This window comes from Mycobacterium sp. (assembly GCF_050700595.1).
Classification (GTDB): domain Bacteria; phylum Actinomycetota; class Actinomycetes; order Mycobacteriales; family Mycobacteriaceae; genus Mycobacterium.
Window position 1 is genome coordinate 1 of the sequence record NZ_JBOHHI010000148.1, and the last position, 15,542, is coordinate 15,542.

Annotated in this window: 14 protein-coding genes and 1 pseudogene; 11 read left to right on the forward strand and 4 right to left on the reverse strand. The window is 66.5% G+C overall.

The features are described from left to right. Positions 1-126 precede the first annotated feature (126 nt). Positions 127-1,653, forward strand: a pseudogene (locus ACRDTL_RS13900) (DUF222 domain-containing protein); the annotation flags it as partial. 30 nt (positions 1,654-1,683) lie between these two features. Here ACRDTL_RS13900 and ACRDTL_RS13905 read toward each other — a convergent pair. The 3 genes from ACRDTL_RS13905 to ACRDTL_RS13915 all read right to left on the reverse strand — a co-directional run bounded on the left by ACRDTL_RS13905 (position 1,684) and on the right by ACRDTL_RS13915 (position 4,315). Continuing rightward, the gene (locus ACRDTL_RS13905) at positions 1,684-2,289 is read right to left on the reverse strand and encodes a class I SAM-dependent methyltransferase (protein WP_431507288.1); all 606 of its coding nucleotides are present in this window, start codon (positions 2,287-2,289) and stop codon (positions 1,684-1,686) included. A gap of 94 nt (positions 2,290-2,383) precedes the next feature. After that, a complete protein-coding gene (locus tag ACRDTL_RS13910; protein ID WP_431507289.1) occupies positions 2,384-3,844 on the reverse strand; it encodes a serine/threonine-protein kinase in 1,461 nt (486 codons plus the stop codon). A 6-nt stretch (positions 3,845-3,850) separates the two neighbouring features. Next, on the reverse strand, positions 3,851-4,315 hold the full coding sequence (locus ACRDTL_RS13915) for a peroxiredoxin (RefSeq protein ID WP_431507290.1): 465 nt from the start codon (positions 4,313-4,315) through the stop codon (positions 3,851-3,853). 50 nt (positions 4,316-4,365) lie between these two features. Here ACRDTL_RS13915 and ACRDTL_RS13920 point away from each other — a divergent pair, with 50 nt between their 5' ends. From ACRDTL_RS13920 to ACRDTL_RS13965, 10 genes are all read left to right on the forward strand, one after another. Further along, positions 4,366-5,907 carry an anthranilate synthase component I gene (locus ACRDTL_RS13920; RefSeq protein WP_431507291.1) on the forward strand — a complete coding sequence of 514 codons (1,542 nt, stop codon included), beginning with the start codon at positions 4,366-4,368 and terminating at the stop codon, positions 5,905-5,907. Beyond that, positions 5,897-6,523, forward strand: a complete 627-nt coding sequence (locus ACRDTL_RS13925; protein ID WP_431507292.1) for a TIGR02234 family membrane protein — start codon at positions 5,897-5,899, stop codon at positions 6,521-6,523. The genes ACRDTL_RS13920 and ACRDTL_RS13925 overlap by 11 nt, the downstream gene beginning before the upstream one ends. Positions 6,524-6,608: 85 nt before the next feature. After that, a complete protein-coding gene (gene trpC / locus ACRDTL_RS13930; protein ID WP_431507293.1) occupies positions 6,609-7,427 on the forward strand; it encodes an indole-3-glycerol phosphate synthase TrpC in 819 nt (272 codons plus the stop codon). 22 nt (positions 7,428-7,449) lie between these two features. Next, on the forward strand, positions 7,450-8,715 hold the full coding sequence (gene trpB, locus ACRDTL_RS13935; RefSeq protein ID WP_431507307.1) for a tryptophan synthase subunit beta: 1,266 nt from the start codon (positions 7,450-7,452) through the stop codon (positions 8,713-8,715). Beyond that, positions 8,712-9,524, forward strand: a complete 813-nt coding sequence (gene trpA, locus ACRDTL_RS13940; RefSeq protein ID WP_431507294.1) for a tryptophan synthase subunit alpha — start codon at positions 8,712-8,714, stop codon at positions 9,522-9,524. Before trpB ends, trpA begins: the two co-directional genes overlap by 4 nt. An 8-nt stretch (positions 9,525-9,532) precedes the next feature. Continuing rightward, a complete protein-coding gene (lgt, locus tag ACRDTL_RS13945) occupies positions 9,533-10,843 on the forward strand; it encodes a prolipoprotein diacylglyceryl transferase (protein ID WP_431507308.1) in 1,311 nt (436 codons plus the stop codon). 27 nt (positions 10,844-10,870) lie between these two features. Further along, positions 10,871-11,215: a TM2 domain-containing protein gene (locus tag ACRDTL_RS13950; RefSeq protein WP_431507295.1), complete on the forward strand. Its 345-nt coding sequence runs from the start codon at positions 10,871-10,873 to the stop codon at positions 11,213-11,215. Between the two features lie 64 nt (positions 11,216-11,279). Next, positions 11,280-12,698: a pyruvate kinase gene (gene pyk, locus ACRDTL_RS13955; protein WP_431507296.1), complete on the forward strand. Its 1,419-nt coding sequence runs from the start codon at positions 11,280-11,282 to the stop codon at positions 12,696-12,698. Positions 12,699-12,721: 23 nt separating this feature from the next. Beyond that, the gene (locus ACRDTL_RS13960) at positions 12,722-13,564 is read left to right on the forward strand and encodes an acyl-CoA thioesterase II (RefSeq protein WP_431507309.1); all 843 of its coding nucleotides are present in this window, start codon (positions 12,722-12,724) and stop codon (positions 13,562-13,564) included. A 122-nt stretch (positions 13,565-13,686) separates the two neighbouring features. Then, positions 13,687-15,084, forward strand: a complete 1,398-nt coding sequence (locus ACRDTL_RS13965) for a bifunctional lysylphosphatidylglycerol flippase/synthetase MprF (protein WP_431507297.1) — start codon at positions 13,687-13,689, stop codon at positions 15,082-15,084. Position 15,085: 1 nt separating this feature from the next. Here ACRDTL_RS13965 and ACRDTL_RS13970 read toward each other — a convergent pair whose 3' ends face one another. After that, on the reverse strand, positions 15,086-15,541 hold the full coding sequence (locus ACRDTL_RS13970; RefSeq protein ID WP_431507298.1) for a DUF4190 domain-containing protein: 456 nt from the start codon (positions 15,539-15,541) through the stop codon (positions 15,086-15,088). Between the last annotated feature and the right edge of the window lies 1 nt (position 15,542).

Sequence of the window (15,542 nt, forward strand, 5' to 3'; positions counted from 1 at the left end):
AAACCTAGAGCCACACCCCGTGCGCGTCCCTCAATTCACCCGCGAAACGCCGACAACCCTCTCCCGCAACAAAAAACATCCCTGAACAGCACAAAGGCGCCCACGAAAACCCGTGGAGCGCCACATATGTTCGATAACGGGCTGCCGGGTCTGGCGGAGCTGAAGCAGGCCGATGACTCGATGGTGGTCGCGGCGATCGGCGGGTGGGCGGTAGTGGAGGCTGCCGCCGCGGCGCGCCGACTGGCCGCGGTCGCCGAACTGGTGGCCCGCCGCGCCGACGGTCCGACCGACTCCGGGCGGTGGTCGTGTGACAACTGGGACGCGATGGCTGCCGAGGTCGCCGCCGCTCAGGACATCAGCCATGGGATGGCGTCGGGACAGATGTATCTGGCGGTGGCGCTGCGCGAACGGCTGCCCCGGGTGGGCGCCCTGTTTGCCGACGGTGTTATCAGCGCCCGATTGGCGGCGACGATTGCCTGGCATACCGATTTGATCAAAGACCCTGAAGCGCTGCAGCTGGTCGATAAGACGTTGGCCGAGGATGCGGCCCGCTTCGGGCCGCTGTCGGCGAACAAGACAGCACAAGCCATCGAGGCGGTTGTCGACCAGTATGACCCGGGGGCGTTGCGCCGCACCCGGCTGCGGGCGCGCAGTCGTGACGTGGTCATCGACTCCGCCGACCAACAGTCGGGTACCGCGGCAATGTGGGGACGGCTATATGCCACCGATGCCGCGGTGTTGGATCGGCGGCTGATGCAGATGGCCCACGAAGTGTGCGATGACGACCCCCGAACGATCGCCCAGCGTCGCGCCGACGCGTTGGGGGCGTTGGCCGCCGGTGTTGACCGGCTGGCGTGCGCCTGCGGCAATGTCGAGTGTCCGGCCGGCGCCGACACTGACCAACGGGCCAGCAGTGTGGTCATCCATGTCGTGGCCGAGGAATCGTCGTTGAGCGCTCCGCGCGATCGGCACCTGTCGGGCGAGGAGCGATCGCAACCTCTTACACCCGAGGCGCCGCTGGTGCGGCCGCCCGATCCCGAACCCGATCGGCCCGCCGTCACATCGCCTGCGGCGGTGATCACCAGCGGCGGGGTGGTGCCCACACCGCTGCTGGCCGAGTTGATTCGCACCGGCGCCAAGCTGCAGCCGGTGCACCATCCCGGTGACGCGGTAGTTCCTGAGCCCGGTTATCGGCCGTCGGCTGCGCTGGAGCGGTTCGTCCGATGCCGGGATTTGACCTGCCGGTTCCCGGGCTGCGATCGCCCCGCCGAGTTTTGCGATGTGGACCACACGGTGCCCTATCCGCTGGGGCCGACCCACCCGTCGAATCTCAAATGCGTGTGCCGAAAACATCATTTGCTGAAAACTTTCTGGACTCGTTGGCGCGAAGAGCAATATCCAGATGGCACCATCGTGTGGACGACGCCAACCGGACACACCTGCACCACCCACCCGGGTAGTCGCCTGCTGTTCCCGAGCTTGTGCCTGCTGACCGGCGAATTACCTGCTGCGCCAAGGCCACATCGCCCGCCCGGCGATTGCGGACTCATGATGCCGGTGCGTCGCCGAACTCGCGAACAAGACCGCGCGCGCCGGATCGACGCCGAACGCGCACTCAACGCCGCCCACGTCGACGAGCGAAACCAGCCCCCCACCCTTCTAGCGGCCCGCGGTTTCCAATCCCTAGGCCGGCCGAAGAATGGCGACAAGGAAGTCGGAGTCATCGGTGAACGGTCGCAGATCCCAGCTGGACAGCAGCAGATCGGGCGCGAACCCGGCATCTGCTGCGTCGTCGAAGAACTGCCCGAATTCGTAATCGCGTCCGGTGCCGAAGCCGATCACCGCTCGACCGTCGCTTGCGAGGTGGGCACGCACCCGGCTCAGCACCTGGACGCGAGTACTGGGCGCGAGAAATGTCATGACGTTGCCCGCCAGCAAGATTACGTCAAACGGCTCGGTGATGCCCCGCGCGGGCAGGTCGACCTCCGCGAGGTCGCCGACTATCCATTGCGGCCCGGGATTGTCCTGCTCGGCTGCCTGGATGAGCACCGGGTCGACGTCGACGCCGACCACGTGGTGACCGGCCGCGGCCAGATACCCACCCAACCGGCCCGGGCCGCAGCCGGCATCGAGGATGCGGGCGCCTCGGCGTGCCATCGCGTCCACGAGGCGAGCCTCGCCGGCCAGGTCATCGCCGGCGCGCGCCATGGAACGGAAGCGCTCGATATACCAGTGCGAATGCCCAGGATCGGCCGCGACCTTCTGCATCCAGATGCTTTGCTCGCCCATACGAGCATTGTCGCAAGAGAAGGCCGGCACTGGCCGGACAGGTGTGCCGTCTGTTGCTGCCGCATGTGTCGTAGCAACGAGTACCCAAGGGCCACTAACCGCCCACGTTTTCCAGTCCCTCGGCCGCAACTACCGCCGCGCGGGCCCATTCACCGCGCGCCACCGCGGGCTCGATCTGGCGTCGCCGGATCGCCTCGACGTCGATTGCAGTTCCGCTGGTCATTGCTCCCGGCACGCGAAACGAGAAGTGTCGTTGGTCGGTCGCGATGGCCAGTAACGCGTCGGTATCGGTTAGTCCGTTGGCGCGCATGGTGTCCTCGGCCCACCTGAGCCCCGTGAGCCCGGAGAAATTGTTGACGTACGCCACCCACAGGTGCACATTGCGGTTGGCGTAGAGCTTGTCGATGGCCCGTTGCACCGCGGCCCGGCCCGGAACGGCCAACACACCCGACTGATCGGTGATGTAGCTGGAGAGCTGAAGCGACGGCGTCGGCGGTGTTATCGCTTCGGTGTTGGGCGCGGGTTCGGTGCTCGGCGCGGGAGCCGGGGTGGACGTGGTGCTCGCCTGGTTTGACTGCCCGCCAAGAAAATGTTCACCGATGACCGCGGCTATCGCGACCAACACGATTGCGGCGATCGCCGATATCAGCACCGCGGACTGCGGCCGACGACGGCGCGCCGTGGGAGTTGGCGCTCGGGCGACGGTCACCGCCTCCGCCGAAGCCGGTTGGTCGTGCAGTGCCGCCGCGAAATCCGAGCAGCTCGTGTATCTTTCGTCGGGATTCTTGGCGAGCGCCCGGACGATGACGCCGTTGAGCGCTGCCAATTCGGGCCGCCGCTCGCCGACCAGCGGCGGCGGCTCGGATAAGTGCGCACTGATGACGACCGCCGGATTAGCATGCTGAAACGGCGCGACACCGGTCAGCAGCTGAAAAGCGGTGCAGCCCAGGGCATATTGATCGGCGCGCCCATCGACGTCGGCGCCCTTTAGTTGCTCCGGCGCGGCGTAGGCGGTGGTGCCGACCATCATGTTGGTAGCAGTCAGACCGCTGATGTCACCGAGCTGGCGAGCGATTCCGAAATCGGCGAGGAAGATCCGCCGGCGCGGACCCTGATCACCGAGCAAGATATTGGCGGGTTTGACGTCACGATGCAGCAAGCCCTGCGAATGCGCGTAATCGAGGGCGTCCGCCACGGCCGAGATGATCTCGCCGACCTCCGCGTGCGGCATGCCGGATGGATATTGGCGGCGCAGCAGCTCTGCCGCGTCGGTGCCCTGCACGTAGTCCATCGAGATCCACAGCTGCCCCCGGTATTCCCCGCGGTCGTGGATGCCGACAATATTCGGATGCGACAACCCGGCGGCCAGGTCGGCCTCCCGGCTGAATCGCTGCCGGAACTCGCTGTCGGCGGTGAGATTCACCGGCAGGATCTTCAGCGCATCGCGACGGGGCAGCCGTGGATGTTGCGCCAGATAGACCTCGCCCATCCCGCCGGACCCCAACAGCTTCAGGATGGTGTAACCGGCGAACGCCTCGCCGTTCGATAGCGGCATTCCCGGCTATGCCGAGGACCGGGCCCGCAGCGTAGCTAACGCCTTGTCGGCGTGCGAGTTGAAGTTGAACTCGCTGCCGATCACATCGAGCACCGTGGTGTCGGTGTCGATGACGAACGTCGTGCGCTTGACCGGCATCAACTTGCCGAGCAGCCCACGCTTCACCCCGAACTGCGAAGCGACCGTTCCATCGGTGTCGGACAGCAGCGGGTAGTCGAAGCTGTGCACGTCGGCGAACTTGGCCTGCTTGTCCACCGGGTCGGTGCTGATCCCGACCCGCTGCGCGCCGACGGCGGCGAACTCGGCGGCCACGTCACGGAAGTGGCAGGCCTCGCGCGTGCAACCGGGCGTCATCGCCGCGGGATAGAAAAACAGCACCACGGGCCCGCCGGCCAGCAGCGCGCTGAGCTTGCGCGGCGCTCCGGTCTGGTCGGGAAGTTCGAAGTCGGCCACCTTGTCACCGGGTTTCATGGCCGTCAGGCTACGCCGGAGGTGATCGCCGCGTCTGGGAAGATGGCTGCGTGCACGCCAATCTTGCCGCCGCCACCACCTCGCGAGAGGATTTCCGCGCGCTGGCCGCCGAACACCGGGTGGTTCCGGTGACCCGCAAGGTGTTGGCCGACGCCGAAACGCCACTATCCGCGTACCGAAAGTTGGCCGCCAACCGGCCGGGCACCTTCCTGCTGGAATCGGCCGAAAACGGCCGATCGTGGTCGCGGTGGTCCTTCATCGGTGCCGGTGCGCCGTCCGCGCTGACGGTGCGCGACGGCGAAGCGGTCTGGCTTGGCGCGGTGCCACAGGACGCCCCCACCGGCGGGGACCCACTGCGGGCTCTGCACGCCACGCTGGAGTTGCTGGCCACGTCGGCGCTGCCCGGGTTGCCCCCGCTGTCGGGCGGCATGGTGGGCTTTTTCGCCTACGACCTGGTGCGACGACTGGAGCGGCTGCCCGACCTGGCCGTCGACGACCTCAACCTGCCGGACATGCTGTTGTTGTTGGCCACCGACCTGGCCGCCGTCGACCACCACGAGGGCACCATCACGTTGATCGCCAACGCCGTGAACTGGAACGGCACCGATGAGCGGGTCGACGAGGCCTACGACGACGCCCTCGCCCGGCTGGACGTGATGACCGCGGCGCTGGGCCAGCCGCTGCCCTCGACGGTCACGACGTTCAGCCGCCCAGAACCCAAACACCGCGCCCAGCGCACGGTCGAGGAATACGGCAAGATCGTCGACTACCTGGTAGAGCAAATCGCGGCCGGCGAGGCCTTTCAGGTGGTGCCGTCGCAGCGCTTCGAGATGGATACCGACGTCGCGCCGATCGACGTCTACCGCATGCTGCGGGTGTCTAATCCGAGTCCGTACATGTATCTGATGCATGTCCCCAATGACGCTGGGGGCACAGCGTTTTCGATTGTCGGGTCCAGTCCGGAGGCGCTGGTCACCGTGCATGATCAGTGGGCCACGACGCATCCCATCGCCGGGACCCGCTGGCGTGGGCAGACCGAAGAAGAGGACCAGCTGCTGGAAAAAGAGCTGCTGGAAGACGACAAGGAGCGTGCCGAGCACCTCATGCTGGTCGATTTGGGCCGCAACGACCTTGGCCGGGTTTGTGTGCCGGGCACGGTGCGGGTCGAGGACTACAGCCACATCGAGCGCTACAGCCACGTCATGCACCTGGTGTCCACGGTGACCGGGATGCTCGCCGAGGGTCGCACCGCGCTGGACGCGGTGACCGCCTGTTTCCCGGCGGGCACGCTGTCCGGCGCACCGAAGGTGCGGGCGATGGAGCTGATCGAAGAGGTGGAAAAGACCCGCCGCGGCCTCTACGGCGGCGTGATCGGCTACCTCGACTTCGCCGGCAACGCTGACTTCGCGATCGCCATCCGCACCGCGCTGATGCGCGGCGGCACCGCCTACGTGCAGGCCGGCGGCGGGGTGGTGGCCGACTCCAACGGCCCGTACGAGTACACCGAGGCCACGAACAAGGCCCGCGCGGTGCTGGGTGCGATCGGCGCCGCCGAAACCCTCTCTACTCCGGACACCGGCCGTGACGGCTGACCCCGATCGCCGGGGCCGGCTCGCGATCCGGATCGCCCAAGTGCTGCTGGTGCTGGCCGCGGCAGGGTTGTGGGCGGCGTCGCGGCTACCGTGGGCCGCCGTCACATCGTTCGACGGGCTGGGACAGCCGAAGACCGTCACCCTTCCCGGGGCCGCCTGGTCGGCGGCATTGCTGCCGTTGGCGCTGTTGCTGCTGGTCACGGCCGTCGCCGCGGTAGCGGTGCGTGGCTGGCCGCTGCGCGTGCTGGCGGTTTTGGTGGCCGCGGTGAGCCTGGCGACCGGCTATCTCGCGATCAGCCTGTGGGTGGTCCACGATGTGGCGGTGCGAGCAGCCGATCTCGCGCACATCTCGCTCCTGACGCTGGCCGGAAGCCAGCGGTACCACACCGGTGCGGGAATTGCCCTGACAGCAGCCGCGGGCACCCTGGCCGGCGCCGTTCTGCTGATGCACTCGGCGACATCGGGCGGGACCGCCAAATACGCCGCACCCACGGTCCGCCGGTCGATGGCCCGGCGCGAGGACGGTGCCGCGTCGGAACGGATGATCTGGGATGCGCTCGACGAGGGCCGTGACCCGACCGAAACAAGACACGACGCCGACACCGAGGGTCGGTGACGGACCGCGCGCTGACGGTCGCTACCCTTCGATGAACGCCGTTGAATCTGCGGCGACGGTGGGGCCAAAAAGGAGAAGTACCGACATGAGTTCGGCAACCGTGCTCGACTCCATTATCGAGGGAGTTCGCGCCGACGTTGCCGCTCGTGAGGCCGTCGTGAGCATGTCCGAGATCAAGTCGGCCGCCGAGGCGATGCCTTCGCCGCTCGACGTGATGGCGGCGCTGCGCGAACCCGGTATCGGCGTTATCGCCGAAGTCAAGCGCGCCAGCCCGTCGGCGGGTCAACTCGCGTCGATCTCCGAGCCGGACAAGCTGGCCCGTGCGTACGAGGACGGCGGTGCGCGGATCATCAGTGTGCTGACTGAGGAGCGGCGCTTTCACGGCTCGCTGGCCGACCTCGATGCGGTGCGTGCCGCGGTCTCGGTGCCGGTGTTGCGGAAAGACTTTGTCGTGGGCCCTTACCAGATTCACGAGGCGCGCGCGCACGGCGCCGACATGTTGCTGCTCATCGTCGCGGCGCTCGAACAGTCCGCGCTGGTGTCGATGTTGGAGCGCACCGAATCGCTGGGCATGACGGCCCTGGTCGAGGTGCACACCGAGGAGGAAGCGGACCGCGCGCTGAAGGCCGGGGCGCGGGTGATCGGCGTCAACGCCCGCGATCTGCTGACGCTGAAGGTGGACCGGGACAGCTTCGCACGCATCGCACCCGGGCTACCGACCAACGTGATCAGGATCGCCGAATCCGGGGTGCGGGGCACTGCCGATCTATTGGCCTATGCAGGTGCGGGCGCCGATGCGGTGCTCGTCGGCGAGGGTCTGGTCACCAGCGGTGATCCCCGTGTGGCCGTTGCCGACCTGGTCACGGCGGGAAGGCATCCGTCCTGTCCGAAGCCGGCCCGCTAGGCGTGCACTTGCGCGTTGAATGATGGCAGATTTTCCCGACCCGGAACTTCCGCGTTCCAGTGCGGCCATCGCGGCACCGACCCGCTACGACCCCGACTCGCGGGGTCATTTCGGTGCTTACGGTGGCCGGTTCGTCGCCGAGGCGTTGATGGCAGTGATCGAGGAGGTCACCGCCGCCTACGAGAAAGCCCGCACGGATCAGGGCTTCCTGGACACCTTGGACAAGCTGCAGGCGCGCTACACCGGTCGGCCGACTCCGCTGTATGAGGCCGCAAGGCTCAGCGAGCACGCCGGCGGAGCGCGGATTTTCCTGAAGCGGGAAGACTTGAACCACACCGGCTCTCACAAACTCAACAGTGCGCTCGGCCAGGCCTTGCTGGCCCGGCAGATGGGTAAGACCCGGGTGATCGCCGAGACCGGCGCCGGCCAGCACGGGGTTGCGACTGCCACGGCCTGCGCGCTGCTGGGTCTGGACTGTGTCGTCTACATGGGTGCGGTCGACACCGCGCGCCAGGCGCTCAATGTGGCCAGGATGCGGCTACTCGGCGCCGAAGTCGTCTCCGTCGAGTCCGGCTCGCAGACCCTCAAAGACGCGATCAACGAGGCGTTTCGGGATTGGGTCGCCAACGCCGACAACACCTACTACTGCTTCGGCACCGCCGCGGGACCGCATCCGTTCCCGACCATGGTTCGCGACTTCCAGCGAGTCATCGGACTCGAGACGCGCGTGCAGATCCTGGATCAGGCCGGGCGGCTGCCCGACGCCGTCACGGCATGCGTGGGCGGCGGATCCAACGCCATCGGGATCTTCCACGCGTTCCTCGACGATCCCGGGGTGCGACTGGTCGGCTTCGAGGCGGCCGGTGACGGAGTCGACACGGGTCGTCACGCCGCGACATTCACCGGTGGGTCACCGGGCGCGTTCCAGGGATCGTTCTCGTACCTGTTGCAGGACGAGGACGGCCAGACGATCGAATCACACTCGATTTCGGCGGGTCTGGACTATCCCGGGGTGGGCCCCGAGCACGCCCGGCTCAGGGAGACCGGGCGTGCCGAGTATCGGCCCATCACCGACGCCGAGGCGATGGACGCGTTTTCTCTGCTGTGCCGCACCGAAGGCATCGTCCCCGCCATCGAATCCGCGCACGCGGTGGCCGGGGCGCTGCCGCTGGGCGCCGAGCTGGGCGGCGGGGCGGTCATCGTGGTGAACCTGTCCGGACGAGGTGACAAGGACGTCGAAACCGCCGCGAAATGGTTCGGTCTGCTTCGTGACGGGAAGCGACCGTGATTGTTGAGCAGAGTGAAACAAGCCGGCTGGCCGAGCTTTTCGGAGCGTGCCGGCAGGACAGTCGCGCGGCGTTGATCGGCTACCTGCCGACCGGGTACCCGGATGTGCCGACGTCGGTGACCGCGATGACCGCACTGGTCGAGTCCGGTTGCGATCTCGTGGAAGTCGGTGTGCCGTACTCGGATCCGGGTATGGACGGTCCAACCATCGCAACGGCGTCAGAGGTCGCGCTGCGCGGTGGCGTACGGGTACGGGACACCTTGGCCGCGGTTGAGGCGATCAGTGCGGCCGGCGGTCGCGCTGTGGTGATGACGTATTGGAATCCGGTGTTGCATTATGGGGTTGATGCGTTCGCGCGGGACCTCGCGGCGGCCGGCGGGCAGGGACTCATCACCCCGGATCTCATCCCCGACGAGGCTGACGAGTGGTTGGCGGCGTCTGACGAACACGGAGTGGATCGCATTTTCCTGGTGGCACCGTCGTCGACACCGCAACGCTTGGCGAGAACTGTTGAGGCATCGCGCGGATTCGTCTACGCCGCATCAATCATGGGGGTTACCGGCGCTCGTGAGGCGGTATCGCAGGCCGCACCCGAGCTGGTGCGCAGGGTGCGGGAGATTTCCGATATACCGGTGGGCGTGGGTTTGGGCGTGCGTTCGGCCGAACAGGCGGCGCAGATCGCCGGGTACGCCGATGGCGTCATCGTAGGCTCCGCGCTGGTGTCGACGCTGACCGACGGCATCCCTACCCTGCGGTCGCTGACCGAGGAGCTCGCCGCCGGTGTGCGACAAAGGATTCCCACATCGTGACGACGACCATGCTCGCATACTTTCCGAGCCCGCCGCGTGGAGTGTGGCACCTGGGTCCGGTGCCGATCCGCGCCTACGCGCTATTCATCATCGTCGGAATCGTGGTCGCGCTGATGATCGGTGACCGGCGATGGGAAGCCCGGGGCGGGGAACGCGGCATCATCTACGATATCGCGTTGTATGCCGTGCCGTCCGGATTGATCGGCGGCCGCCTCTATCACCTGGCCACCGATTGGCGAACCTATTTCGGTGAGGGTGGCGCGGGTCTGGGCGCAGCGGTGCGGGTCTGGGACGGTGGCCTGGGTATCTGGGGCGCGGTCGCACTGGGCGTTGTCGGCGCGTGGTTCGGCTGCCGGCGCCGCGGTATCCCGCTGCCCGCCTTCGGAGACGCAGTAGCCCCCGGGATTGTGCTGGCGCAGGCGATCGGCCGGCTCGGAAACTACTTCAACCAGGAGCTTTTCGGCCGCGAAACCACCATGCCGTGGGGATTGGAGATCTTCAATCGCGGCCCCTACGGGTGTGGCAGTAGCCAACCCCTGGACGGGGTGTCGACCGGACAGGTGTGCGCGGTGGTGCAGCCGACGTTCCTCTACGAATTACTCTGGAATGTCTTGGTATTCGTCATGCTCATTTATATTGACCGGCGCTTCAAGATCGGTCACGGCCGACTGTTCGCGCTCTACGTCGCCGGGTATTGCGTCGGGCGATTCTGGATCGAACTGTTGCGTGACGATGTCGCCACCCACATCGCCGGAATCCGGGTCAACTCGTTCACATCGACCTTTGTCTTCATCGGTGCGGTGGTCTACTTCATCCTGGCGGCGAAGGGCCGGGAAGACCCGGCGACGCTCGGCGGTGCAAGGGCCGCGGAACCGGAAGTGGAGCCGGAGCCGACGAGCGAACTGGTCACTGCGGCTGCGCCAGCCGCTGCCACCGAAGTCACCGAAGCCGACGAGCCGACGAGGTCGGTAGAAGCCGCGACCGACTCTGCGCGGGTTATCGAGCCTGAGGAGGCCGAGGCACCCGAGGAACTTGAAGTCGAGGAGCCGGAAACCGGAGAGGCTGCGGCTGAGGAAGTCGAGCCTGAAGAGGCCGAAGCTGAAGAATCCGAGACCGAGGAAGCCGAGGAACCGGAAGTCGGAGACGTCGAATCCGAGACCCACGAAACGGAGGACGTCGCAGAAGAAGCCGAACCTGACGAACTGGCCGCCGATACCGAAGCCGAAGAACCTGTGGCGCAGGCACCGGAGCCGACCAGTTCCACACCGACGGGGTGGCGGTCGCGACTGAGGAGGGTAACACGCAGGTCCGGGCGATAGCACCCCAAGACCGCGCGACGAGCTGGCATGCTGAAGGGCGTGAGTGATCCTTCTGCGCCGGGCGACTCGCCGTATCCGCCCAGCACCTTCGCGGACCCGGCGGCGCCCTACGGCCGCCACGCCCTGACCGGCGAGCCACTGTCGGACAAATCCAAAATCGTGGGGGGTCTTCTCCAGCTGATCGGTCTGCTCGGGGTCGTCGGTATCGGACGCATCTACCTGGGGCAGACCGGGTTGGGAATCGCGCAACTGATTGTGGGCTTGGTGACCTTCGGGCTTGGCGCGGCAATCTGGGGTGTGGTGGACGCCGTGCTGATACTCACCGACAAGGTGCGCGACCCGCAGGGTCGTCCGCTGCGCGATGGAATCTAACCGAGGAACAACCGACCGGCCGTGGTGATCGTCACATCAGCCGTCGAGACTATGCTGATTCGTCGTGACGAGACGTGGCAAGATCGTCTGTACTCTCGGCCCGGCCAGCAACACTGACGAAACGGTCAAGGAACTGGTCGAGGCCGGAATGGACGTCGCCAGAATGAACTTCAGCCACGGCGACTACAGCGATCACAAAGCCGCCTACGAACGTGTCCGGGTCGCGTCCGACACGACCGGTCGCGCGGTCGGGGTGCTCGCGGACTTACAGGGCCCGAAGATCAGGCTGGGCCGTTTCGCGGAAGGTCCGACCTACTGGGCCAACGGCGAAACGGTGCGGATCACGGTGGCCGACTGCGCAGGTAGTCACGACCGAGTGTCGACCGCCTACAAGCAGTTAGCCAACGACGCCGTGCCCGGTGACCGCGTTCTGATCGACGACGGCAAGGTCAGTCTGATAGTCGACGGGATCGACGGTGACGACGTGGTGTGCACGGTCACCGAGGGTGGTCCGGTCAGCAACCACAAGGGAATGTCGCTGCCCGGGATGAATGTGTCCGCCCCGGCCCTGTCGGAGAAGGACATCGAGGATCTCAAGTTCGCACTGGATCTCGGTGTCGACATGGTGGCGCTGTCGTTCGTGCGTTCGCCGTCCGACGTCGAGCTGGTTCACGACGTGATGGATCAGGTCGGGCGTCGGGTACCGGTGATAGCCAAACTCGAAAAGCCAGAAGCCATCGACAATCTCGAAGCTGTCGTGCTGGCCTTCGATGCGGTGATGGTGGCACGTGGCGACCTGGGCGTGGAGCTGCCGCTCGAAGAGGTCCCGCTGGTGCAGAAGCGGGCCATCCAAATGGCCCGGGAGAACGCCAAACCCGTCATCGTGGCAACCCAGATGCTCGACTCGATGATCGAGAATTCACGCCCGACCCGGGCCGAAGCCTCCGACGTCGCCAACGCGGTGCTCGACGGCGCCGACGCGCTGATGCTGTCCGGGGAAACTGCCGTCGGCAAGCATCCGATGGCCGCGGTGGCCACGATGGCGCGCATCATCTGCGCGGTCGAAGAGAATTCGACCGCCGCCCCGCCGCTAACGCACGTGCCACGCACCAAGCGCGGCGTGATCTCCTACGCCGCCCGCGACATCGGCGAGCGACTCGACGCCAAGGCGCTGGTTGCCTTCACCCAGTCCGGTGATACGGTGCGTCGACTGGCCCGCCTGCATACCCCGTTGCCGCTGCTGGCCTTCACCGAGCTGCCCGAGGTGCGCAGCCAACTGGCCATGACGTGGGGAACTGAGACGTTCATCGTCCCGCCCATGCAGTCCACCGACGGCATGATCCGGCAAGTCGACAAATCGATGCTGGAACTCGGCCGCTACCGGCGTGGCGACCTGGTGGTCATCGTGGCGGGCGCGCCCCCGGGCACCGTCGGGTCAACCAACCTGATCCACGTGCACCGCATCGGCGAGGACGACGTCTAGCGGTGTCCGATTTCGACGAGCTGATGGCGGTTCTGGATCTGGGTCGTGTCGCCGACGACCTCTTCATCGGATTCCACCCCAGCAAAACCCCGCCCCGCACCTTCGGCGGTCAGCTGATGGCACAGTCGTTCGTGGCGAGCAGCCGCACCCTGACCCGCGACTTGCCGCCTAATGCGCTCTCGGTGCACTTCGTCAACGGAGGCGATTCGGCCAAGGACATCGAATTCCAGGTGGTGCGGTTACGCGACGAGCGCCGCTTCGCCAATCGGCGGGTGGATGCGGTGCAGGACGGCACGTTGTTGGCGACGGCGATGATTTCCTACCTGTCCGGCGGCCGGGGCCTCGAGCACGACGTCGAACCCCCCGACGTCGCCGATCCCGAGACCTTGCCGAAACTCGGTGAGCTGCTCCGCGGCTACGAAAAGACCGTGCCGCACTTCGTCAAGGCGCTGCGGCCCATCGAATACCGCTACACCAACGACCCGTCCTGGGTGATGCGGGACAAGGGCGAACGGCTGGCCCACAACCGGGTCTGGATCAAGGCCGACGGCGTGCTGCCCGACGATCCGGTGCTTCATACCGCGACGATGGTGTGTTCGTCGGACACCACCGTGCTGGACTCGATCATCACCACCCATGGACTGTCGTGGGGGTTCGACCGTATTTTTGCCGCCAGCGTCAATCACACGGTCTGGTTTCACCGTCAGGTGAACCTCAACGATTGGGTGCTCTACTCCACGTCGTCGCCGGTGGCCACGGATTCCCGCGGGCTGGGCACCGGGCACTTCTTCGACCGCGCCGGGCGGGTAGTCGCCACCGTGGCGCAAGAAGGTGTCGTGAAGTACTTCCCCAGCTCACGGCGCTAAGTCCGCCGCCGATCGCCGGGCAACGATCCGGTTGCGACACGCGCTGTACAGGTACAACAACCGGGGTCAAAGCGTACCGTTCTGGGTAATCGACCGGGGAAGCAGGACAACCGGAGGTGGGCGTGAACGAGTCGTCGGTCGATGTCGCACCCAGACTGCGCGCCAGCGAACGGGTCGTCGTTCACGTTGACTCGCCAGCCGCGCGTTGGATCGGCGCGTTAGCGCTGCTCAGCGCAGCGTGCTGGCTGATCGCGGTAGTCGTTCGCGGCTACCAGCATGCTGATTTTGAGGCCACCGGCCGGCTGGGATGGTCGCTGACCGTGCTGGCGGCGGTCGCGCTGATCGCCCGCGGCATCTTCCTGGGTCGCCCGGTGACCGCCACACACGCAGCCGTCGCGGTCGTCGTGTTGGTCGCCGGGCTGGGCGCTCACCTGCTGTCCTTTGACCTGCTCGGTGGTCTGCTGATCGCCGGGTCGGGCCTGGCGTTGATGTGGCCGACGACGGCGCGTTCGCACGCCGACGACCTGCCCCGGGTATGGGCGCTGATCAACGCCACCCGCGGCGATCCGCTGGCACCGTTCGCCATGCAGGTGCGCAAGTGCCACTACTTCAGCGCCGACGGTGCCGCGGCGCTGGCGTACCGTACCCGCATCGGCTATGCAGTGGTCAGCGGCGACCCGATCGGGGACGAAACGCAATTCCCTCAACTGGTCGCCGATTTCGCGGCGATGTGTCATACCCGCGGCTGGCGGATCGTGGTGGTGTGCTGCAGTGAGCGCAGGCTCGCGCTGTGGAGCGACCCGGCGGTGATCGGTCAGTCGCTGCGGACCGTGCCGGTCGGCCGCGACGTCGTCATCGATGTCCGCAATTTCGAGATGGTCGGCCGGAAGTTCCGCAATCTGCGCCAGGCCGTCAAGCGCACCCACAATTGCGGTATCACCACCGAGATCGTCGCCGAGCACGAACTCGACGATGAACGGCTCGCCGAACTGACCCAGCTGCTGCGGGCATCGCCGAGCGGAGCACACACCGAGCGCGGATTCTCGATGGCCCTGGACGGGGCGCTGGAACGCCGTTATCCCGGGATTCAGCTGATCATCGCCCGGGATACCACCGGCCGGGTGCAGGGCTTTCACCGCTACGCGGTCGCCGGCGGCGGCAGCGATATCAGTCTCGACGTGCCGTGGCGTCGGCGCGGCTCCCCGAACGGGATCGACGAACGGCTGTCCGTCGACATGGTTATGGCTGCCAAAGACGCTGGGGCACAACATCTGTCGCTGGCATTCGCGGCGTTCCCAGAAATCTTCGACGAGAAGCATCGCGGACGGATGCAGGCCGTCTTCTACCGCCTGATCCACCTCCTTGACCCGTTGATTGCGCTGGAGTCGCTGTACCGCTACCTGCGCAAGTTCCATGCGTCGGGCGACCGCCGTTACGCGCTGGTGAGACTGACCCAATTGCTTCCGTTGCTGTACATCCTGATGTCGCTGGAGTTCATGCCGCGCCGACGGCGCCTTTGAACTACGGCTTCGGAGCGGACGGCGGGGTCCTTACCGTGACGCCGAACTTGTCTTGCACTTTGTCGCGGAACTGATCCGCGCACTGCTGCGCGCGCACGCGGTCCGGCCCGGCTTGCTGGAGGCAGTCGACGTAGTTGTCGCCGTCGGCTTCCTGCCAGAACACGACCCACACCCCTGCGAAGACCATTCCGACAATGACCGCCATGATGGCGAGCACGATGGCGGCGATCGCCACCCCACCGTTGTTGGCTTCACCGCGCTTGACCCGTCGCCGTGCGACGAAGCCGAGCACCGCCGCGACGACGCCGAGGACGATCCCACCGACCACCGACCAGACCGACAACAGTGCCGTGATCGCGAGTACCAGCGACGCGATACCGAGACCGTTCCTGGGCCTGATGGGCGGGTAGCCGGCGTACGGCGGTAGGATAGCCGGGTTGGGTGCCCGGTGGGTCATC

Bases quoted from the DNA above. Each gene is read 5' to 3' on its own strand.
- ACRDTL_RS13905 (WP_431507288.1), bottom strand. From the start codon at position 2,289: ATGGGCGAGCAAAGCATCTGGATGCAGAAGGTCGCGGCCGATCCTGGG.
- ACRDTL_RS13910 (WP_431507289.1), bottom strand. From the start codon at position 3,844: ATGCCGCTATCGAACGGCGAGGCGTTCGCCGGTTACACCATCCTGAAG.
- ACRDTL_RS13915 (WP_431507290.1), bottom strand. From the start codon at position 4,315: ATGAAACCCGGTGACAAGGTGGCCGACTTCGAACTTCCCGACCAGACC.
- trpC (WP_431507293.1), top strand. From the start codon at position 6,609: ATGAGTTCGGCAACCGTGCTCGACTCCATTATCGAGGGAGTTCGCGCC.
- trpB (WP_431507307.1), top strand. From the start codon at position 7,450: ATGGCAGATTTTCCCGACCCGGAACTTCCGCGTTCCAGTGCGGCCATC.
- lgt (WP_431507308.1), top strand. From the start codon at position 9,533: ATGCTCGCATACTTTCCGAGCCCGCCGCGTGGAGTGTGGCACCTGGGT.
- ACRDTL_RS13950 (WP_431507295.1), top strand. From the start codon at position 10,871: ATGCTGAAGGGCGTGAGTGATCCTTCTGCGCCGGGCGACTCGCCGTAT.
- ACRDTL_RS13960 (WP_431507309.1), top strand. From the start codon at position 12,722: ATGGCGGTTCTGGATCTGGGTCGTGTCGCCGACGACCTCTTCATCGGA.
- ACRDTL_RS13970 (WP_431507298.1), bottom strand. From the start codon at position 15,541: ATGACCCACCGGGCACCCAACCCGGCTATCCTACCGCCGTACGCCGGC.